This is a genomic window from Methanomassiliicoccales archaeon (genome assembly GCA_026394375.1).
GTDB lineage: Archaea > Thermoplasmatota > Thermoplasmata > Methanomassiliicoccales > UBA472 > JAJRAL01.
The window spans coordinates 41,531-60,898 of the sequence record JAPKYJ010000013.1; the positions used below are offsets into that span (position 1 = coordinate 41,531).

The following is a 19,368-nucleotide window of genomic DNA, read 5'->3' on the forward strand; positions in this document are numbered from 1 at the left end:
CGCATTGGCTGTTGCACTACCATTCGTCCGCGGTTCAGAAAGGAACGATCTTAGCGCTAGCATGTGGATGAGAATGTTGTGTGTCTACCAGTAGATTCCAAATGAGCGTCCCTCCCCGGCACCTGTGACCTTCAATCTGCATGACTGATATGGCGAGGTTTGCAGACGGCGAACGCAGATAAACGCAACTGAGAAATCAAAATACTTGGCATCTCAATGGGGGCGGTCGTGGGCGGTCTAACCTACGAGCGGTTATTGAATAGGACACTGGAATTGTACAGACTGGGGGATTACTCAGGAGCATACGACTTCATTACGCGCAATTCCGAGAAGGTGAACGGCAACGTCGCCCAGGTCTACAATTTCCGATACTCTCTGGCAAGTCAAGCCAAGCGATATGATCTGGCACTGGGGCTGATGAGAGAGGCCATCATCGATAGAGGCTTCTGGTATTCCTACGACTACCTGATCGAAGACGACGATCTGAGGCCTCTGGGCGGAGATGAGAGGTTCCGTCAGCTGGTCAGCATATGCAAGGAAAGGGAGGACGAAGCCAAACGGAACACCAGGCCGGATCTGAAGCTCGTCAACCCAATCGAGGGGCATGGGGACAAGAGACCCCGTCTGTTCATCGCCCTGCATGGGAATCAGCAGAACATGCGGCTGGCGGAAGAGAACTGGAGCTCATCTGTCCTGGCCGATTGCATCTTGGCGCTTCCCCAATCATCCCAGATCGATTTTTCAGACGCCTTCGTGTGGAACGATCTGGAGAAGGGTGCCAGGGAACTGAAAGAGCACGTTGAGAGGATCCTGAGCACATATGACGTAGATCCAGAGAGCACGATCATCGGCGGATTCTCGGCCGGGGCAAGGCTGGCGTTGTACTCGATCCTCCACGACGTCGTCGACGTCAAAGGCTTCCTCTTCGTCGGGCCATGGTTGCCAGAGATCGACGTCTGGGAACCTTTGCTGGTCAAACTGAGAAACAAGGGCATCAGAGGTCATGTGATCTGCGGAGACAAGGACGCCGACTGTTTTGAGAGTTCGAACAGGTTCGCCAAGATGCTTGACCGCGCCGGAGTCGTGAGTCGCTACGACATCGCGAAGGGGATGGACCACGATTTCCCTGATGATTTCAAACAGAACTTGCCACGATTCATCAATGATCTCAAGGAATCGCAGGGTCTCGTTGGGTGATAATCGTTTTCAAATGGCTATGCACTCTCCACTCGGCCTATCGGGAGCATCGGGGAGAGTGGGCCCTGATCGTTAGTATCCCCGGTGTGGTTCTACCAGCAGTCGGGACAATCGTACACGCCACGGTCCTGGGTAGACGGCATCAAGTCGCGGGAGGGCAGGGACGATTCCAGAAGATGTTTCACATCACCTCCTTCCTGATCTCATATTGTCACTGAACATGACAGCTTCCTCCGCCGTGTTTCTCGAAGTACTTCTGGTGGTATTCCTCGGCGATCCAGAACCATTTCGCCGGCTCGACCAGCGTGACGATGGGCTTGTGGAACTTGCCAGACCGAGACATTCTCTCTTTGGAAGCACGTGCCAGCTCTTCTTGCCCCTCATCGTGGTAGAAGATGACCGAACGGTATTGCGAGCCTCGGTCCGGTCCCTGCCGGTCCAAGGTGGTCGGGTCATGGATGCTCCAGAAAATGTCAAGCAGTCTCTCGTATGTCACCTTGTCAGGGTCGAAGACCACCTCCGTCACCTCGGCATGCCCGGTCTTGTGGGAGCAGACGTCTTTGTAGGTGGGGCTGTCATAGTCACCTCCCATATAGCCGACGGCTGTGGACAATACACCAGGAACCTTTTGGAAAGCAGCCTCCACTCCCCAGAAGCATCCTGCGCCGAAAGTGGCCTTCTGCAATTTCTCTTTATCGAACGATGTTATTGGAACACCGCGTTTGCATCATTGCTCCAGGTACTTAGAGGATTCCAAAACGGCAAGGTTCTGGGCGATAGGATGGTCGCCCGAGGTTCTATTAGCCAGCACGCGAGCGGCTTGGTTCAAGGGGAGAAGAGCGTGGAGATAACCTGGGTCTCGGAAGGTACCTCCTGGTTTTGGATAAGGGCGGGAGGCAAGGTCGTGCACATCGATCCCGCATACCGCCGAGGGGATCAAGCGCGCGGCCCTGAGCTCGCGGAAAAGGCGGTCCGTTCGGTTCCGAGATAGGTTGATGAACGTGCATTCTCTGCCCTTCTGCATATCATGAAATGCTCCCGTTGCGTCCGCTGCTGCCTGGAAACAAGGATGGAACTCTCAATGGAGGACATCCAACGGCTGGAGGCTCGAGGCTTCTCCAGAAAGGAATTCGCCGAGGAAGGTGAGGATGGGATCATCCGTTTGCGGAACGTCAATGGAGCCTGCTTCTTTCTCGTGAAGGTGGAGAAACGGTGCCGAACATACTCGTTCCGGCCCCGGGGCTGTGCCATCTACCCGGTCAACATCACCGAGGACGGGGAGATCGTGGTCGATGATGAATGTCCCCGCGCTTCCACCATCACTGACGCAGAGCTGAAGCGAAAGGGGGAGGAGCTGCGCCGACTGATATCCAGGATAGATGCGGAAGCGGATTCTAGGCGTTTCCCTAGTGAAGGTTGAGACGCCGATGAGCCGGTCAGCGCTTCTCTGCTAGCTTCTACTGTTTGCTTCTGTACGCGCTCATGCCCTCGGAGAACCGCTTGCGCACTTCCGGGTTCAGGAGGTTGGTGAATATGATGCGTCTCGCCGTCTGGTTGGACCGGATGATCTTCAGCAGGTCGCCCATTCCTTCCCGGCTCCACCATCCCTTGAGCCATTGAGCGTAGCCCTCGTTCGCCAGAGCTTCCAGCTCCTCTTTGCTCAGACCGTCTCCGAAGTATTCATAGATGCGGTGGTTGGTCTGCCAGTCGTCCTCCTTGATCATTCCCTGCTGCACCAAGTCAGTCCAAATGGCTGTTCCGATGAGGCAGTCGAGGATGTTCACCTGCACCGCATGTGGCCTGGTCTCGCGGATGAAACGAATGGTCTTCTGGATGTCCTCCTTCGTCTCTATGGGCGCGCCTATGATATAGCCAGTGATGACCAGCATTCCTGCCTTCTTGGCATTGTCGATGGCCTGACGCGTCTTCTCCACCGTGATATGCTTCTTATAGAATTCCAGCGTCCTCTCGCAGGCGCTCTCCGCTCCGAAGTAGATGACATTGAAGCCCGCCTTCTTCATCGTGCGCAGCAGCTCCGGCTTGGCCGAATCCACCCTGCCCTCGCAGTAGAACTGCATATGAATGCCCTTCTCGCGGATTAGCTGGCAGATGCGCTCCGCCCGTTTGGGATTGTGCGTGAAGTTGTCGTCCACGATGACGCAGTTCTTGAATCCCTGGTCGTGCAGCATCTCCATCTCCTGGACCACGTTCTCCGCGCTGCGGGGTCTCCATTTCCTCAAGGAGAAGGCAGCGCAGGAGCAGTAGGTGCACATGAACGGGCAACCTCTCGACGTGGAGATGGTGGTGAACTTGCCGAAGGTCAGAGGGATGCCCTCGTGAGAGTATCCGTACCGCACATTGGACAACAGAGAACGGTCCGGGAACGGCAGCGCGTCCAGGTCTTCCACCAATGAGATGGGGTTTCTGTGGACCCGCCCCTCTTTCCGGTAGCTTATTCCCTCCACGTCGTCCAGCGATTCCTCTCTCTCAAAATGACCTAACAGCTTGACGATGGCATGCTCCGCTTCTCCCTTGACGATGCAATGGACGAAGGGATAGTCGCGCAGTATCATGTCCGAGGCGAAGGTGGCGTGGTAGCCGCCGAGCACGATCTTGCTTCGCGGTAGTGCCTGGCTCACCTGCTTGAGCGTACCGATGGCCTCCAGGAAGGTGTGGGTGGAGCAATTCATGCCCACGACATCCGGGGCCTCCTGGACCATCCGTCCGACAAGCTCCTCCCTGGACAATCCCTCGCAGAAAGCGTCCATCACGGCCACTTCGTCTTTCCGGGCGGCCTTCAAGCTGGAGGCGATGTACAAGAGACCTAGCGGAGGCCACTTCTCCGTCGTCTTTCCCGGGGGTGTGGACAGCAACAGCTTGATGGGCTTACTCTCCTAGCTGCGATTTTCCGACAATGCATACGGTTCGCTTTCTTGAATCTTTGCCACGTATCGCATATCTTAGTTCATCCGGCAACATCCTTTTAGCGGTGAAGCTGCCATCTTTCACATCTGTCGCTAGCTGGAGATAGAGCATGTTCCTGGAGAGGATCGTTTCCGAGGGTTTGGCCCATTTCTCTTACCTGGCGGGATCGGGGGCGAAGGCATTCGTCGTCGATCCGCGGCGTGATTGCCAGGTGTATGTGGACCTGGCGAATAGAGAAGGGATGCGGATCACGCACATCTTCGAGACCCCCGCAACGAGGACTACGCCGTAGGTTCCCTGGATCTGGTGCAGCTCACAGGGGCCAAGGTGCTTCACGGCCCTGGCCTGGATTGGGAATACGGCGAGGTGCTGTCCGACGGCCAGAGACAGGGCTTCGGGGATCTGGAGCTGGAAGCAGTTCATACCCCTGGCCATACCTACGAGAGCATGTCTTACGTGCTTCGAGACATTGGCGCGGGAAGCGAACCGGTCTTCGCTTTCACCGGGGACACCTTGTTCGTGGGCGATGTGGGAAGGACGGACCTGCTCGGTCCGGAGCACAGGCGCAAGCTCTCGGAGATGCTCTATGACAGCTTGCACAAGCGCCTTCTCATTCTGGGGGATGGTTGCATCATCGCCCCCGCCCACGGAGCGGGCTCGGTCTGCGGTGGTGACATTGCTGATAGGGCAACGAGCACCATCGGCCTGGAGCGAACTCAGAATCCGCTTGTCCGGCTGTCGAAGGAGGCTTTCGTGGAACGGAAGATGAAAGAGATACTAGAACGGCCTCCCTATTTCAGCCAAATGGAGATCATGAACCAGCGCAGGCATCTTCCGCTATCCGGACTGCCGGTACCCCAGCCCCTGGTGCCCGGGGAATTCGCAGAGGCCATTAGCAGCGGGGCGGTGGTGGTGGACACGCGCCTGCCGCACAGCTATGCGGGCGCGCACATCAAAGGGTCATCGAGCATCTGGATCGACGGCCTGCCGGCCTACGCTTGCTGGCTGCTGCCCTATGATCGATCGCTTCTACTGGTGGTCGAGGACCAGCAACAGGTGGAGAGAGCGGTGCGAATGCTGGTGCGCATCGGCTACGACAACATCCAGGGCTATCTCCAAGGGGGCATGGTGCAGTGGTATCGCGAAGGCCTCCCCTACGAATCCACCAAGACCATGGACGTCCACGAGCTGAAGGCTCTGATGTCCAGGGAGGATGTGTTCGTGCTCGACCCCCGTCCTCACCACGAATGGGCGGAACTGCATCTCGAAGATGCTAAGCATATCTTCGTAGGAGATCTGGAGAAGCATCTGGGGGAGATACCGAAGGACCGACCGGTCGCCTCGATGTGCAGTGTAGGATTCCAGGGAAGCATGGCGGCCGCGCTGCTACGAGAGAAAGGCTATGACAACGTTGCCGTAGTCATCGGAGGCGTGAACGCCTGGAAGGCGGCGGGATATCCAGTGGTAGAACAATAGTCCTTCGACCGGGAGAAACCAGCGGCCGGGTAGGGCTCTTTGTTATTATCCGGTTTATATCTGGACCGCATTTGTTTAATAACAAATCATATAAATGTTATTAACTGTTGGCCTCATCAGAGATGAGGAACCGAAGAAGCAGTAAGGACCTATCATTAGCGGTGGCGCTATCGGCCTTGATCGTGATAGGGGGCGCCCTGGGCTTCTCTTTGGTGGGGTCTCCCCAAACGGCCTCGGGAAAGCTCCAGGTCATGACCTCCTTCTATCCTCTCCATTTCTTCGCCAGCCAGATCGGTGGAGATAAGGCGCAGGTGGGGCAGCTCATCCCCGACAACACCGAGCCACACGCCTGGGACCCTCGACCATCCGACATCATCCGCACAGACCGTTCCTCTATCTTCATCTACAACGGCGCGGGCTTCGAACCCTGGGCGGAAAGCTTCATCTCCTCCCTCGTCACCAGGCACATCATTGTGGACACCAGTGTCGGCCTGGTCTCTCCGTCCGGTCCTTCCCAGACGAGAATGGACCCCCATTTCTGGCTCGATCCTCTGAGCGCCGAGGTGCAGGTGGACAACATATTGAGAGGGTTCTTGGAGGCCGACCCTGCGAACGCCGCCTATTTCCAAGCGAACGCGGACCTCTTGAAGTCCAGGTTGGATCAGCTGAACGTCGCCTTCCTTGACGGTCTGCAGAACCGTACCAAGAACGATATCATCACCACTCATGAGGGCTTCGATTACTTGGCCAACCGCTACGGCTTCCAGGCGCATGCCGCCGTGGGGATAAGCGGCGATCAGCAACCAAGCCCTGCGGACCTCGCGGCCTTGGCCGACCTGGTGAGGAACCTCAACCTGCACTACGTCTTCTCGGAGCCGATATTCTCGGACGCGGTCATGCTCACCATCGCGTCGGAGACGGGAGCGCAGGTGCTGGTGCTCGACGGCGTTCACGGCAGGACGGGTGTGCATGCTGGCATGGACTATTTCCAGATTATGTATGAGAACTTGAAGAACCTGAGGACCGGACTGGAGGTCAGCCCTTGAGTGAGAAGGTGGTGGAGATCAAGGACCTACAGGTGCGCTTTGGCGGTCTGACCGTGCTAGAAGGGGTGAGCCTGGATGTGGAGCAGGGGGATGTGGTAGGCATCGTCGGCCCCAACGGCGGCGGCAAGACCACGCTCCTGAACGCCCTTCTGGGCAACGTACCGATCACCTCGGGGAGCGTCAGGCTGTTCGGGCAGGACCTGAACGGATTCCGCGATTTCCAGAAGATCGGGTACGTGGCGCAGAACGCCATCCAGTTCGATCCGATATTCCCTGCGACCGTGAGGGAGATAGTGGCCCTGGGCTGCGTTCGGAGGTCCAACCTGGGACGACTGCTCAAGGACTCGGATTGGGAGGACGTGCAGAGCGCCATCGATCTCGTTGACCTAACGAAGCTGGCCGAACGCAAGATCAGCGAACTCTCGGGCGGACAGAAGCAACGCATCTTCATCGCTAGGGCATTGGTGCGCAAGCCCAGGCTCCTTATCCTGGACGAGGCGGCCGCCGGCCTGGACATCTGCATCCAAGACCAGTTCGTCAAGATCCTGCGAAACCTCAGAAGCCAGGAGGACATGACCATCCTCACGGTCTCGCATGATCTCTCCGGCGTCATGTGCCAGGCGAACAAGCTGGCGGTCGTCAACCGCAAGGTCTACGTGACCGACATCAACTCGTCAACCGACCCCACGCCCATTCTCCGAGAGGCCTACGGCCACCACTTCACCTTCATCTTCCATCACGACCAAAGCACCTGCGAGGGGGAGTGACATGGCCGGTTTGGAGGGCCTGTTCTGGGTGTTCCAGTACGATTTCTTCCTTCGCGCGTATCTCAGCGGAATCTTCGCCGCCCTGCTGTGCTCCATCCTGGGCGTGTTCATCGTGCTGCGGCGCTCCTCGCTCATCGGAGAGGGTATCTCTCACCTTTCCTTCGGAGGCATCGCCCTCGGCCTCTTCCTGGCCATCTACCCTCTCTTCACCGCACTTCTCCTTTCCCTCGCGGGCACGTTCGTCATCTACTTCCTGAACAAGCGCAAGATCGTCTACTCGGAGACGGCCATCGGCCTAATCTTCTCCTTCGGTCTCGCTCTGGGAGCGGTCTTGGCCAGCCTAGCTGGCGGTTTCAACGTCGACCTGTTCGCTTACCTTTTCGGTTCCATCCTCACCGTCTCCGTTCAGGACCTGACCTTCATCGCTGCGTTGACCGTAGCGGTGCTGGTGTTCGTGGTGGTATTCTACAAGGAGCTCATGTTCCTGACCTTCGACGAGCAGGGTGCGAGATTATCTGGCATCCCGGTGTTGAAGTTCGAGCTCGCTTTCAACATACTGGTGGCCTTGACGGTGGTCGTTTCCATCAAGATCGTCGGTTCATTGCTCGTTTCCGCCCTTCTCATCACTCCCGCGGCCTCGGCCATGCAGTTCTCCCGCTCCTTCCGGAGCACGTTGCTCTCTGCCATGGTCCTCGGGCTTCTGGCGGTCGTGCTCGGCCTCATCGTCTCCTTCGCGGCTGATGTGGCAAGCGGGGGGGCGATCGTCCTCATCAGCATGGTCATCTTCGTGGTTTGTGTGGCCCTCAAGAAACTGAAAAGGTCAAGGCCGATTAGCACGGAAGTGCCGAATTGTGAATTCGCAGATGATGACCTTTTACTGGGCTCTGATGAAACGAAGAGGGAGATGGCATCGAAGAAGTGATGTGCGCCCTCGAGAGAATTTGAGGGCGGGAAGACCTAGCAACTTAACACCCTACACCCAGAGATGAAAACTCTTGCTTGCATTTTCTGTGCAACGTAGTTGACAGTAAATTGCAACAAAATGTGAAGAACGAAGCACATTATGAGAGGAAGTATCACATTAACGCCCCTTTATGCATATCAGTGAAACGATGTTGCAAGAGCGCCACAACAAGGGTTATATATCAACAAGTACACTCCCTGACGGGGATTCTAAATGGGCTACGAAGAGCTGTTTCCAGCAATGGACTTGAAGTGGCATGGAAATGCCACCAAGCGGTTCGCAAGCCCCTTCGTGGATAACCCGCATGACAGGATCGACGTGGACCCGATCATTTTGTCCCACGCCGCCGTGGCATGTGGATATACCATAAGGGACTTCTACGAGAAGCCTGAGTTGGGAATACACTGCGTCGGCTATATTTCGCAGTTGTATGACCTACTGCCAGTGACGCACTGGTTCTACTCCATGCCATGGACGCGGGAGCTAGGGCTGAAACTGCAGTACAAAGAAACGTTGCCACCGATTTCCACGGGGCCGATCCTGAAGGAGCCGGGCGACGTTGACAAGCTCAGGGTGATGGACAAGGAAGAGCTGAAGAAGAACTTCACTCAGATGGAGTTCTATCGGATCTACGAGTATGTGCAGAAGAACCTGCCCATGACGCTCGTTCCGATCTCCTATGGTTTCGACCTGGTCGGCGCGGCCGCCGAGCTGGTCGGAGTGGAGAACTTCATCATGTGGACCTTCACGGAGCCAGAGGCGGCCAAGAAGCTGGTCAAGATCTACACCGACACCTCTGTCAACGGTGCGGCAGGCTTGGCCGATAAGTACGGCATGGCGATGCTCATCGTCGGGTCCGTGCTGGCCAACAACGATATCTTCTCCGATGAGACGGTTGAGGAGTTCTCCGCCAAGATGATGAGATACTACGTCGACCAGTGCTTCAGAAAGGGCGCTGGGCCGCAGGTCTTCTATCACTTGTGCGGAAACCACGAGACGGACTACAAGGTGTTCAAGGAAAACCTGATTTGGTCTCCGTTCACCGTGTTCCACGTCGGCTACAAGGGCAAGAACGTCTTCCCGTCCTCCCTGCTCAAGTCGGAGTTCGGACCGATGGCAACCGTCATGGGCACGGTCGACACCAAGCTCATGATCAACCCCAACCCGATGGCGGTTTACAACCAGGCCAAGGAGCAGCTCCTGGCCGGCCGCGATTCGCCCAAGGGCTACATCCTGGGTAACGCGTGCGAATGCCCACCGTACACACTGCCAGGCAACATGCTGGCAATGGTCAAGGCGGCGAGGGACTTCGGTACCTACGGGACGTGGTGAGGTGAGCTAGATGGACGTCAAGACAGATGCAGTCAAGGAAATGCTCGGCAAGAGGGGCCTCAAGGAGGCGGACGTAGAGGACGTCGTCAAGAGCGCCGAATCCGCAAACAAGAAGGTCATCAACAAAGCCACCAACAGATCACTTGCCAAGAAGGTGGTCAACAACGTGACCATCTACGCGGACTACGGCATCGAGAAGGGCATCCTCAAGTCCCACGCCAACGTGACGTCGGCTTACTCGCACCGCATGAAGCTCGGCAAGATCGTCAACTCGGGAGTGAAGACCGAGTGGACCTGCGCGGGCTGCGGGCAGCTCACCGGCTCCGGAACCGTGGAGATGACGTACATGAACGTCACCAGGAACGGTCCCGCCATCGTTTGCACGAAGTGCAACGACGCCTGGGTGGAGGAATATCTCGCCACCAAGACGCTGGCCGCTGCCGAAGGGCTCTTCGAGAAGAAGAAGGCATAAACACTTCCAAGGCCGCTCACGCGGCCTTCTATCCTACTTTTCATTTTTTCTTTCTCGAGCGTAGCATTTCCATTCTTCCGCTTCGCTACGCGAAAGGTTGAATAGAATCGAGGTCGTTCGGAGTGTATTCCCAGGTGGCCTAGCATGAGCGAAAAGATAGGGGAGACCAACAGCCTTTGTCCACAGTGCCTCAAGACCATACCCGCCGTCAAGATCGCGGAGGACGACAAGATCTACCTGGTCAAGACCTGTCCTGAGCACGGCGAATTCAAGGTGCTCATTTGGACGGGCGTCGAGGACTACAAGGACCTGTTGCGCTACAAGGCGGAGTTCTCTCGGCCGGCCAAGTACGCGGTCAAGGAGAGCGGGGAATGTCCCCAGATCTGCGGCCTTTGCCCGGATCACCGGCAGCACACCTGCATCGTCGTGCTCGAAGTGACGAACTCCTGCAATCTTAAGTGCCCCATCTGCTTCGCCAGCGCCAACGAGAGATACCGCTTCCACCCCAGCCTGGAAGAAATCAAGAAAATGTACGAGACCATCGTTTCTGATGTGCCTCACCCTATATGCATCCAGATATCGGGAGGGGAACCGACCATCCGCGACGACCTGCCGGAGATCGTGCGCATGGGAAAGAAGATGGGGGTCGATTATATCGAGGTCAACACCAACGGCGTGCGCCTCGGTCAGGACATCGAGTATCTGAGATCCATCAAAGAGGCGGGCGTGGACTCGCTCTACTTCTCCTTCGATGGGCTGCATTCGGACATCTACATGAAGACCTGTGGCAAGGACCTGCTCGAACCAAAGCTCAGGGCCATCGAGAACTGCGCCAAGGTGGGCATGGGCATCACCCTGGTGACGGTAGTCTCGCCGAACATCAACCAGGACAAGGTGGGGGAGGTGATCCAGTTCGCGAAGAAGTGGATCCCCACCGTCAAAGGCATTCATTTCCAGCCAATGAGCTACTTCGGCCGCTATCCCATCGACCCGGACAACAAGGACCGCATCACCATTCCTGACCTCTTGCGGGAGATAGAGAAGCAGACCAAGGGCGAACTGCGAGCGGACAACTTCATCCCCACCTCCTGCTCGAACGTGCACTGCGACGCCAAGTCCATGTCCGTGCTGATGGAGGATGGTTCGCTGTTCCCGTTGACGCACAGGGCCATGGGACCGCCCAAGGACACCAAGGAGATCGCCACCAAGACAAGGAAGGAGGTGTCCGATCTCTGGCGGTTCATCGACGAGCAGATGGGCGAACCGGAAACGGAAGAGAACACTTGGGGCAGTTTCATCGAGCGGGCCAAGACCAGCTATCTGACCGTGAGCACTATGGCCTTCCAGGATGCTTGGACCGTGGAAACGGAAAGGCTGTGCAACTGCTGCATTCACACCGTGACGCCGGATGGCAGACTGATTCCATTCTGCCTCTTCAACATCAACTCCAAGGACGGGCGCACGCTCTACCGGCACGAGATCTGGTCCAAGTACGGGAAGAAGGATTGAGGGACAAACAATACATCAGCGCGAGGGCTTCTTGCCCACGCTCTTGTAGTACTTGTCGATGATGCTGTTCATGTAGTTGGAGACGTTGCGCTGACCCAGCTCCGTAGGGACGATGGGTCCGTGCAGAGGGAACTCCAGGTCGCAGCGTAGGCAGCGGGCCTTCTCGCAGCTGAACGCCGCCGCCTTGCAGCCAACGCAAGCGATCGCCCGGGACTGGAACAACGAGAACTCGAGGCCGCAGCGCGGGCATTTGATCTTCTGCGTGGTCTTCATCAACTTCGGCGTTACGCCCATCTGCCTCATGTGCTCGGTCAGTGGCATGCTTACCCTTGGCGTTGAACGATTTGCTCGTACTTAAATGCTCTCCGGAGCTTCCTGGATGGGTAAGAAACGATCACTCTAGCTCCGTTCGGCGGGGCTCCATGTCCGGAGCGAAGATCACCGGCCAACGCAGGAACGGTCTGAAAGGATGGGAGGAGAAATCCTCCGTCTCTCGAAGCCCTTCCACGATCTGCTCCAATCGCGATTCGTGGAAGGCCACGAGCATCTCCTGCTCTTGCACCAGACCAAAGGTGCGGTCGCCCACGCAGGGCAGATCGACGAACAGGTTCTTCTCCTGAAAGGCGTGCGCGATCGAGGAGCAGAGCGAGGATTGACCGGTGATCACACTGCGCACCTCCTCCCCCGCCCAGAAGGCGTAGGCGACGATCAGCCTGAGCGCCTGTGCCGGCGTCACATACATCACCACCACTTCCGGGTCCACTGGCGTCAGTTCCAGAGGGGCCATCACCAGGGCATCGAAGCGCTTGCCCTCCGCACCGATGACGCCCATCATGTCCTGGATGTGCTTTCCCGCTTCAGCATCCTTGGCGTACCGCCATGCCACCTCGCCTTCGCTCAGACGACTGGGTGACTTGATTAGGCCGGTGCAAGCGGAGCCCCAAACGCATTTCACGCCTTCTGCAGAGGCGCCGACCACCCCCTCCTCCCTATAGTATCGCGCCCAAGCGGCCATTTGGCAGGGGGCGGTGTTCTGCAGCTGCCTCAGTCCCTTGATTCCGCTGAGCTCGCCCGCGCTCGCCAGCAGCTTGACCGCCACCGGTGAAGTGGGCAGGTTGGTGTACTTCTTCAGCTCCGATGAGGCCTTCTTCCAGTCCCTGCCAGCCATGAGGCGGTAATTCACGGGCAGGCTATTTACCGTTTCTCGAAGTCACGGGAAGAGGACGTTCGTTGCCGTTCCTAGCGAAGCTTCAGGCAAGAGAAGCCTTAAGTCGCGCCCTTCCGTTTTCCGAGCAGTGAATCCGTTCAAGCGGCTGACCATCGCCCTGGCGCGCACCCGACTATCTTCCACGAAGATAGACAAGGGATCGCGGCATCCCCTGGAGGATTGGATATTGTCCCGGGTGGCGGCCGAGGCGCGAGCGTCCAAGGGCCTCCGGCAGGTCATCGGTACTCCCAGACCAGAGGAGGTCGACCGCCAGATGCTCCGCGAGTACCAGCTGCACATGTTCCGCAAGCAGATGCGCTACACCGGAGAGAACAGCCCTTTCTACCAGCGTCGGTGGAAGGAGACAGGATTGAGGCCAGAGGACATCCGCAGCTACGACGACCTATGCAAGGTTCCGGTGACCGAACCGAAGGACCTAGCCGAATCCCCGTTCGAGTTCCTGTGCGTTTCGCAGACCAAGGTCATGCGGGCCTTCACGACCTCGGGAACGAGCGGAATGCGCAAGCGAATGTTCTACACCCGCAATGACATCTTGAACACCATCGACCCCATCGCGGCGGCGCTGAAGAACGTGGGCATGCGCCAGAACGACACCCTCCAGATCATGTTCCCTACGGTGGCGGCCTGGGATCCGGGGCTGATGCTCGAAGGGGCGTGCAAGGTAGCCGGCCTGAAGGCGGTCAACTGCAGCAGCATCAACGTGGAAGAGCAGCTGCGATTGATGAGGGAGAATCGCACCACCATGATGATCGGCCTCACGTCCTTCATCCACCGCCTGACGCTACTCGCTCGGGAGAAGCACGATCTGCGCTCCTTTGGCATCAAGGCGCTCATATTATCTGCGGAACCGTTGCCGCAGGTCATGCGCCGCGAGCTGGAAGAGGCTTGGGGCTGCAAGGCCCTTAGCCAGTACGGCATGACGGAGATGGGGCTGGCGACCACCATCGAATGCCAGGCCCAGGACGGGCTGCACATCAACGAGGCAGGCTTCCTGGCCGAGGTCATCGACCCGGCCACCGGAGAGCACGTCGGCAACCGCAAGGAAGGTGAACTGGTGTGGACCAGCCTGATGTTCGAAGGCTCGCCCTTGTTGCGCTATCGCGCCAACGACATCACCTCACCCATCGAACCGCCCTGCGGATGCGGCTTCCAGGCGGTGGGCAAGATCGGGGCCATCCGCGGCCGGACGGACATGCAGACCAAGGTGGGTTTCGGGGAGAAGGTCTTCCCTCTGCTTTTCGACGAGGCTGTTCTGGGAGTAAGGGGAGTGCTCGGCTACCACCTGATCATCGAGAAGGAGGGGTACAAGGACCGGCTGCGCTTCCAGGTCGAGTACATAGGTGACGCGAACGAGGGCAGGCGTTCGATCGAGGATGCGCTCCATTCCCTGGACGAGATCAAGTCCGGGTTCGAGAACGACCTACTCGCTCCCGTCGAAGTGGAGATCCAGCCCCCCGATCAGGAAGGATGGGTGCCCAAGACCCGGACCATCGTCGACAACCGAAAGCAGTACGGATAGGGAGAGCACGAGGCCGCTTGTTGAGCCAAAAAGCCTCAATGGCGACGAGACCGCGCCCCGGTCCACGCCAGATGAGTCCAGAGATCATTGATTGATCAGAACAATGGTTTGGTTCTTGCTGCGATCGGACGATGATAGCGGGTCGATCGGCATCCCTGCGAAAGCCTCTTTTAGCTGTTGGAGGGTGATGGAGACCGATGAAGGTCGGGGTGATATCGGTCCAGGGGGCATTCCCCGAGCACCTGGCCGCGACGAAGCAGGCCATGCTTTCTCTGGGTCTGAGGGGAAGGGCCGTGGCGGTGAGGCGCAAGAACGACCTGGACGGTTCAGATGCCATCATCATCCCCGGTGGCGAGAGCACGGCCATCTCCCGGCTGCTGGTGCGGTTCGGACTGCATGAACGAATCGTGGACATGGCCAAGGCCGGAACGCCCATCATGGGAACGTGCGCCGGCCTGGTGCTCCTGGCCAAGGAAGGCGATGAAGAAGTGGAGAGGACCGGCACCGCCCTCCTGGGCCTGATGGACATGGCCGTGGACCGGAACGCCTTCGGCCGGCAACGCGAATCGTTCGAGGCACCGTTGGACATCAAAGGTCTCGATTCACCTTTTCCAGGAGTGTTCATTCGTGCCCCCATGATACGGAAGGTCTGGGGCGAATGCGAGGAGATGTGCCGCTACAATGGAGGGGTGGTCATGGCCAGGCAGGGGAAGATCATCGCCTTGTCCTTCCATCCCGAGCTCTCGCATGACCTGCGCATGCACCAGATGTTGCTGGAGATGGCGTGAGCCGCTGATTGGATATGACAGTGCGCGTTCGGGCATTATGACTTGACGGCTCTGATGATCGCTTCCAGCTTCCCGCCGAACTGGCCGTCCTCGACGACGGTGCCCGTGACGATGATGTCCGCTCCCGCCTTCTTCAGGGCCGCCGCCTGTTCCGGGCTTCTGATGCCCCCACCCACGATGACCGGTATCTTCAGCTTTGACTTGACAGCCGCCACCATCTCCGATGGGACTGGCTCTGGTGCTCCGCTGCCCGCTTCATAGTAGACCAGCTCCATGCCCATGAACTGCGCCGCCAGGCCATAGGCCACCGCGGCCTGCAGGTCGTTGCGCTTGATGACGTCCGCCTCCCCCACCTCGCCGACCTTCATCCCTGGCTCGACGACCACATAGCCCATGGAGATGGTCTCCAGATCCAGTTTGGCGATGATAGGTGCTCCGGCCACTTGTTCCCCGATCACGTTCCGGCGGTTGCGGGAGTTGAGCATGCTCATGAAGTAGATGGCGTCGCTATATCGCGAGATGGCGTGGGCGCCCGAAGGGAAGTAGATCACTGGCACTTTGATGCGTTTCTTGATCGCCAGGACCGTCTGGTCCAGGTTCTCTTGCGTGACATCCGTGGAACCCCCGACCATGATGGCGTCCGTGCCCGCCTTCTCCGCCACGGCCGCGATCTCCCCTGCTCTCTCATAGTCCTGCTTGGCCGGATCGATCAGGGTCATGTGCAGCGTATGGTGGGTTGCCAGTCTTTCCCGGATGTACGCCTTGACGTTCATGTGATCCCTCCGATGAGGAACGAGACCATGGCGGCTAGCATACCGATCTTGGCCCAGGTCTGGCCCCTCTTCGGGTTCTGGAAATGAACTATGGATGAGTATATAAATATTGCATCTGCCACCAGGACCGTGGCCAGGTACCAGATGCCGAACACCCCGACTAGATAGGGTTCGGGGGACATCGCCACCGCGGCTAGGAATGCAGCGCTTCCCACCACGCCCGCCCGCTTCTTGCCCAATCGCTTGGGGAGGGTCGCTCGGTCATAGTCCCCCTCCATGTCCTGGATGTCTTTGACGATCTCCCGCCCCAGCGTGGCCAAGAAGGCCATGGCGGCGATGGCTACGGTCCTGTCCAGTCCTCCCACGATCGCACCGCCTAGCAGGAACAGGGCTCCGGTCAGCCAGGCAATGGACAGATTGCCGGCCAGGCCGCGCTTCTTGGTGGCGAGCTCGTACGCCAGCACGATGACGATGGCGGAGACCACGATGGCGATGGAAACGAGATCCAGGAGCAAGGAGAGCGCGAGAGATACGACGAAGGCACCGGCCGAAAGGCGGAGCGCGGTGACCGGTCTCATGCGACCTAAGGGCAATGGGCGTTCGGGATGAGCCACCCGATCCACTTCTCTGTCCAGATAATCGTTGAGCGCGTTGCCGCCGGCCACGAAGGCGAAGACCACGCCGGAGGCAATGAGCACCTTCTCCCATTGGCTGGTCATGCCCGTGCCGGCGGCGATGAGTACCGCTAGGACCAGGCCGACCACGCCCATAGCGCAATTGCCCAATCGGAATATCTGGGCGAACCGATTCACGGGCGCAAATTCGATTCCCGTGCTTTAGCTTTTGCCTGGAGAGTCGGTGGAAAACCGCTGAACGATGACAGGTTCTAAGCCAAGGTTATATAGCACGCCCTTTGATAAGGGCGAAGGAGTTCACGTGGACCAAGCGGCTGAGATCGAGCTAGTCCGTTCCCTGGTGGCCAAGCACTTCGCCACCTACGACGTTAAGGTCAGCCTCGATGCGGTGGTGGTCCACATAACCCCTGACGTGTCAAGGTTGGAGAGAGACTTCGACGACCTGCGCAAGGAGATGGCCGCCAAAGGTTACATCCCCATTCTGGAGTACAAGGGCGGAGAATACTCCGTAGCGGCGGTGCGAAAGCCTCAGGCCAGGAAAGGACGCAATTGGATCAATCTCGCGCTTCTGGTCGTGACCATGCTCACGACGATCCTATCTGGGGCGTATCTGTGGGCCGGATACTCTTCCAGCACCGATCTGCTCACCGTGGACAACATCCTCTTTGGCACGGTCTTCTTCGCCATCCCTCTAATGACCATCCTAGGCGTGCATGAGCTTAGCCACTACCTCATGTCCAAGCGCCACGGATTGGAAGCTTCCTTGCCTTACTTCATTCCCTCCGTACCACCTCTGGGGACGTTCGGGGCGTTCATCTCCATTCGCGAGCCCATGCCCAGCAAGAAGGCGCTGGTCGACATTGGTGTGGCTGGGCCCATCGGTGGATTGCTGGTCACTATACCCGTGGCGATCATCGGCCTGTGGCTCAACGCCCAAGGTGTGCCCAATAACAGCACTCCGCCCGGCGGCTCGATAGTGATTAACTTTCCGTTCTTCTTCAACCTGCTCGCCCTGCTCGTGCCCCAGCCAGAGGGGATTATGAACATGCATCCTTTGGCTTTCGCGGCCTGGGTAGGATTCTTCGTCACGGCCATCAACCTCCTGCCGGCCGGGCAGTTGGACGGGGGGCACGTGGCCCGCGGGCTGCTGGGTGACAGGTCCAAGTATCTCAGCTTGGTGACCGTGGGCGTTCTCTTTGCTCTGGGAGTGTTCTTCTACACTGGCTGGTTGCTGTTCGCTGCCCTTATCGTGTTCCTGGGCATGAAGCATCCCGCTCCGCTCAACGACGTGTCCCGACTCGACGTGAAACGGCTGACCGTGGGGGCCGTGGCCCTGGTGATCCTGGTAGGATCGTTCGTTGCCGTGCCTATGGAGGAGATACCTCTGGAACAGACGTTCGAGATGCACGTCGTGGGGTTGAACAACACATCGGTCTCCGGAGGCCAGCTTGCCTTTTTCAATATGACCTTGAAGAACACCGGCAGCGTGAACATCTCCGTGAGGATGGACGTGAACGACGTCCCCTCCACTTTCAGTGCCACCCTCTATCCCACCAATTCCAGTTCAGCCAATGCCACCGACAGCCTCTCGGTCAAGATACCGTACAAAGGCACGGCGAACGTGACTCTCGAGGTGCAGGTGCATTCCTTGGCACTGGCAGGTAAGTACGTGCTGTCCGTCACAGCGGCAACGCAGGGACAGCGGACCACTCAGCGCTTCACCGTCCAGGTGATCTGAACAGACAGTAGTGCCGAGTGAGGGACCGGTGCACCCTCTGGGCGTGCTTCTGCTCCAGTCTCAGACCTGCAGCGTCCTGACAACTCCAGGGCAGGACGATCCCCCCACGCCCTCCCGGCCGCAGGACGTCGGCGATGGAAACCAGCGCGCGGTGGTGCAATTCTAGCATGGGTTCCTTCATGGTGGAGGCTGATCTCCCGTAAGGTGGGTCCGTGGCCACGGCATCCACCTTGCCGAACGTGCTCAGGACATCCCCCACGTCCACGATCTCCAGACGCTCCCACCGGGCCGCGAAATGGCGCATGTTCTGGGCACAGCCATCGATCATCTCCGCTGAGAGATCCGAACCGAGGACCTTCGCTCCCATCAACGCGGCTTCGATCAGGATGCCACCGGTGCCGCAGAAAGGGTCGAGCATGGTCTGCCCTTCGCGCACCTGGGTAAGATTGACCAAGGCCCTAGCGTAGCGAGGGTGGAGCGATATGGGCGAGAAGAATGGGCGACTTCGTACGTGCCTGGCCTCATACTGATCGCGGTCGATGTGGCCTTCCTCGATGAAGAAATGCAGACGGTCGGAGAGAAGCACACGCACCGGGACTTCGGCCGAGTCGAGGTCCACGTTCCTTCCTTTGGAGAGCGCCGCCCCTATCTGCTTCGTGAGATCTCGAGCCTGCTCTGGCGTGCTCGTACCTTGGTGACGCTTCACCCGGACGCTCACGGATCCCTTTGGCAGTGGCAAACCATCGACGAACGGCTTGAGGTGCTCCCGGTCCACGGAGCCGAGGTAGCGGCCATACCGGTGGACGAGGGCCAACCTTCGGACGATGTTACCCCGTTCCTCATCCCCGAGCGAACAAGCCACGAAACCAGGGCCTTCCGCCAACAGCTCAGACCGTCCAGTCTCCGCCTCCAGGCATGAGATGACCTCCGCTCTCGGCAGCGAGGGGTGTTCGCCTGAAAGCTCGAACAGCGTCGCCTGGGGCCTCATTCGCTTCCCCT

Annotated in this window: 20 protein-coding genes; 13 read left to right on the top strand and 7 right to left on the bottom strand. The window is 58.5% G+C overall.

Annotation, left to right across the window (positions count from 1 at the left end; translation table 11 throughout):
* Positions 1-216 precede the first annotated feature (216 nt).
* On the top strand, positions 217-1,197 hold the full coding sequence (locus tag NT137_02110; GenBank protein ID MCX6652132.1) for a hypothetical protein: 981 nt from the start codon (positions 217-219) through the stop codon (positions 1,195-1,197).
* A gap of 211 nt (positions 1,198-1,408) precedes the next feature.
* Here the strand turns inward: NT137_02110 and msrA are convergent, their stop codons facing one another.
* The gene (gene msrA, locus NT137_02115) at positions 1,409-1,882 is read right to left on the bottom strand and encodes a peptide-methionine (S)-S-oxide reductase MsrA (protein MCX6652133.1); all 474 of its coding nucleotides are present in this window, start codon (positions 1,880-1,882) and stop codon (positions 1,409-1,411) included.
* 342 nt (positions 1,883-2,224) lie between these two features.
* Here msrA and NT137_02120 point away from each other — a divergent pair, with 342 nt between their 5' ends.
* Entirely contained in the window at positions 2,225-2,617 is a 393-nt protein-coding gene (locus NT137_02120; GenBank protein ID MCX6652134.1) for a YkgJ family cysteine cluster protein, read from the top strand.
* Positions 2,618-2,654: 37 nt separating this feature from the next.
* Here the strand turns inward: NT137_02120 and NT137_02125 are convergent, their stop codons facing one another.
* A complete protein-coding gene (locus tag NT137_02125; protein MCX6652135.1) occupies positions 2,655-4,070 on the bottom strand; it encodes a radical SAM protein in 1,416 nt (471 codons plus the stop codon).
* Positions 4,071-4,231: 161 nt separating this feature from the next.
* Between NT137_02125 and NT137_02130 the strand changes: the two genes are divergently transcribed.
* The 8 genes from NT137_02130 (at position 4,232) to NT137_02165 (ending at position 11,688) form a co-directional block, all read left to right on the top strand.
* Positions 4,232-4,414: a hypothetical protein gene (locus tag NT137_02130; GenBank protein ID MCX6652136.1), complete on the top strand. Its 183-nt coding sequence runs from the start codon at positions 4,232-4,234 to the stop codon at positions 4,412-4,414.
* 14 nt (positions 4,415-4,428) lie between these two features.
* A complete protein-coding gene (locus NT137_02135; protein ID MCX6652137.1) occupies positions 4,429-5,598 on the top strand; it encodes a rhodanese-like domain-containing protein in 1,170 nt (389 codons plus the stop codon).
* 182 nt (positions 5,599-5,780) lie between these two features.
* Positions 5,781-6,644 (top strand): zinc ABC transporter substrate-binding protein, encoded by an 864-nt coding sequence (locus NT137_02140; protein ID MCX6652138.1) that lies wholly within the window; start codon positions 5,781-5,783, stop codon positions 6,642-6,644.
* Positions 6,641-7,411, top strand: a complete 771-nt coding sequence (locus NT137_02145) for an ABC transporter ATP-binding protein (protein ID MCX6652139.1) — start codon at positions 6,641-6,643, stop codon at positions 7,409-7,411. Before NT137_02140 ends, NT137_02145 begins: the two co-directional genes overlap by 4 nt.
* 1 nt (position 7,412) lies before the next feature.
* Positions 7,413-8,333, top strand: a complete 921-nt coding sequence (locus tag NT137_02150) for a metal ABC transporter permease (protein ID MCX6652140.1) — start codon at positions 7,413-7,415, stop codon at positions 8,331-8,333.
* A 255-nt stretch (positions 8,334-8,588) separates the two neighbouring features.
* A complete protein-coding gene (locus NT137_02155; protein ID MCX6652141.1) occupies positions 8,589-9,707 on the top strand; it encodes a hypothetical protein in 1,119 nt (372 codons plus the stop codon).
* A gap of 10 nt (positions 9,708-9,717) precedes the next feature.
* Positions 9,718-10,179 (top strand): hypothetical protein, encoded by a 462-nt coding sequence (locus tag NT137_02160; protein MCX6652142.1) that lies wholly within the window; start codon positions 9,718-9,720, stop codon positions 10,177-10,179.
* A 144-nt stretch (positions 10,180-10,323) separates the two neighbouring features.
* A complete protein-coding gene (locus tag NT137_02165) occupies positions 10,324-11,688 on the top strand; it encodes a radical SAM protein (protein ID MCX6652143.1) in 1,365 nt (454 codons plus the stop codon).
* 15 nt (positions 11,689-11,703) lie between these two features.
* Here the strand turns inward: NT137_02165 and NT137_02170 are convergent, their stop codons facing one another.
* Together NT137_02170 and NT137_02175 are read right to left on the bottom strand one after the other, a co-directional pair.
* Positions 11,704-12,009 carry a hypothetical protein gene (locus NT137_02170; protein MCX6652144.1) on the bottom strand — a complete coding sequence of 102 codons (306 nt, stop codon included), beginning with the start codon at positions 12,007-12,009 and terminating at the stop codon, positions 11,704-11,706.
* 73 nt (positions 12,010-12,082) lie between these two features.
* The gene (locus NT137_02175) at positions 12,083-12,856 is read right to left on the bottom strand and encodes a DUF169 domain-containing protein (protein ID MCX6652145.1); all 774 of its coding nucleotides are present in this window, start codon (positions 12,854-12,856) and stop codon (positions 12,083-12,085) included.
* Positions 12,857-12,983: 127 nt separating this feature from the next.
* Between NT137_02175 and NT137_02180 the strand changes: the two genes are divergently transcribed.
* Complete coding sequence (locus NT137_02180; protein MCX6652146.1) at positions 12,984-14,435, top strand: AMP-binding protein; 1,452 nt, start codon at positions 12,984-12,986, stop codon at positions 14,433-14,435.
* A gap of 197 nt (positions 14,436-14,632) precedes the next feature.
* Complete coding sequence (pdxT, locus tag NT137_02185) at positions 14,633-15,223, top strand: pyridoxal 5'-phosphate synthase glutaminase subunit PdxT (protein MCX6652147.1); 591 nt, start codon at positions 14,633-14,635, stop codon at positions 15,221-15,223.
* A gap of 35 nt (positions 15,224-15,258) precedes the next feature.
* On the opposite strand, the gene NT137_02190 is transcribed toward pdxT, so the two are convergent.
* Positions 15,259-15,996: a geranylgeranylglyceryl/heptaprenylglyceryl phosphate synthase gene (locus NT137_02190; protein MCX6652148.1), complete on the bottom strand. Its 738-nt coding sequence runs from the start codon at positions 15,994-15,996 to the stop codon at positions 15,259-15,261.
* Positions 15,993-16,808 carry a UbiA family prenyltransferase gene (locus tag NT137_02195; GenBank protein MCX6652149.1) on the bottom strand — a complete coding sequence of 272 codons (816 nt, stop codon included), beginning with the start codon at positions 16,806-16,808 and terminating at the stop codon, positions 15,993-15,995. The genes NT137_02190 and NT137_02195 overlap by 4 nt, the downstream gene beginning before the upstream one ends.
* 124 nt (positions 16,809-16,932) lie before the next feature.
* On the opposite strand from NT137_02195, the gene NT137_02200 reads away from it, so the two are divergent.
* Positions 16,933-18,369, top strand: a complete 1,437-nt coding sequence (locus tag NT137_02200; protein ID MCX6652150.1) for a site-2 protease family protein — start codon at positions 16,933-16,935, stop codon at positions 18,367-18,369.
* Here the strand turns inward: NT137_02200 and NT137_02205 are convergent.
* Positions 18,350-19,357, bottom strand: coding sequence for a methyltransferase domain-containing protein (locus tag NT137_02205; GenBank protein MCX6652151.1), 1,008 nt, complete (start codon positions 19,355-19,357; stop codon positions 18,350-18,352). The two genes, NT137_02200 and NT137_02205, sit on opposite strands and share 20 nt — an antisense overlap.
* Positions 19,358-19,368: the final 11 nt, after the last annotated feature.

Bases quoted from the DNA above. Each gene is read 5' to 3' on its own strand.
- NT137_02110 (MCX6652132.1), top strand. From the start codon at position 217: ATGGGGGCGGTCGTGGGCGGTCTAACCTACGAGCGGTTATTGAATAGG.
- NT137_02120 (MCX6652134.1), top strand. From the start codon at position 2,225: ATGAAATGCTCCCGTTGCGTCCGCTGCTGCCTGGAAACAAGGATGGAA.
- NT137_02130 (MCX6652136.1), top strand. From the start codon at position 4,232: ATGTTCCTGGAGAGGATCGTTTCCGAGGGTTTGGCCCATTTCTCTTAC.
- NT137_02150 (MCX6652140.1), top strand. From the start codon at position 7,413: ATGGCCGGTTTGGAGGGCCTGTTCTGGGTGTTCCAGTACGATTTCTTC.
- NT137_02155 (MCX6652141.1), top strand. From the start codon at position 8,589: ATGGGCTACGAAGAGCTGTTTCCAGCAATGGACTTGAAGTGGCATGGA.
- NT137_02160 (MCX6652142.1), top strand. From the start codon at position 9,718: ATGGACGTCAAGACAGATGCAGTCAAGGAAATGCTCGGCAAGAGGGGC.
- NT137_02165 (MCX6652143.1), top strand. From the start codon at position 10,324: ATGAGCGAAAAGATAGGGGAGACCAACAGCCTTTGTCCACAGTGCCTC.
- NT137_02170 (MCX6652144.1), bottom strand. From the start codon at position 12,009: ATGCCACTGACCGAGCACATGAGGCAGATGGGCGTAACGCCGAAGTTG.
- NT137_02175 (MCX6652145.1), bottom strand. From the start codon at position 12,856: ATGGCTGGCAGGGACTGGAAGAAGGCCTCATCGGAGCTGAAGAAGTAC.
- pdxT (MCX6652147.1), top strand. From the start codon at position 14,633: ATGAAGGTCGGGGTGATATCGGTCCAGGGGGCATTCCCCGAGCACCTG.
- NT137_02190 (MCX6652148.1), bottom strand. From the start codon at position 15,996: ATGAACGTCAAGGCGTACATCCGGGAAAGACTGGCAACCCACCATACG.
- NT137_02205 (MCX6652151.1), bottom strand. From the start codon at position 19,357: ATGAGGCCCCAGGCGACGCTGTTCGAGCTTTCAGGCGAACACCCCTCG.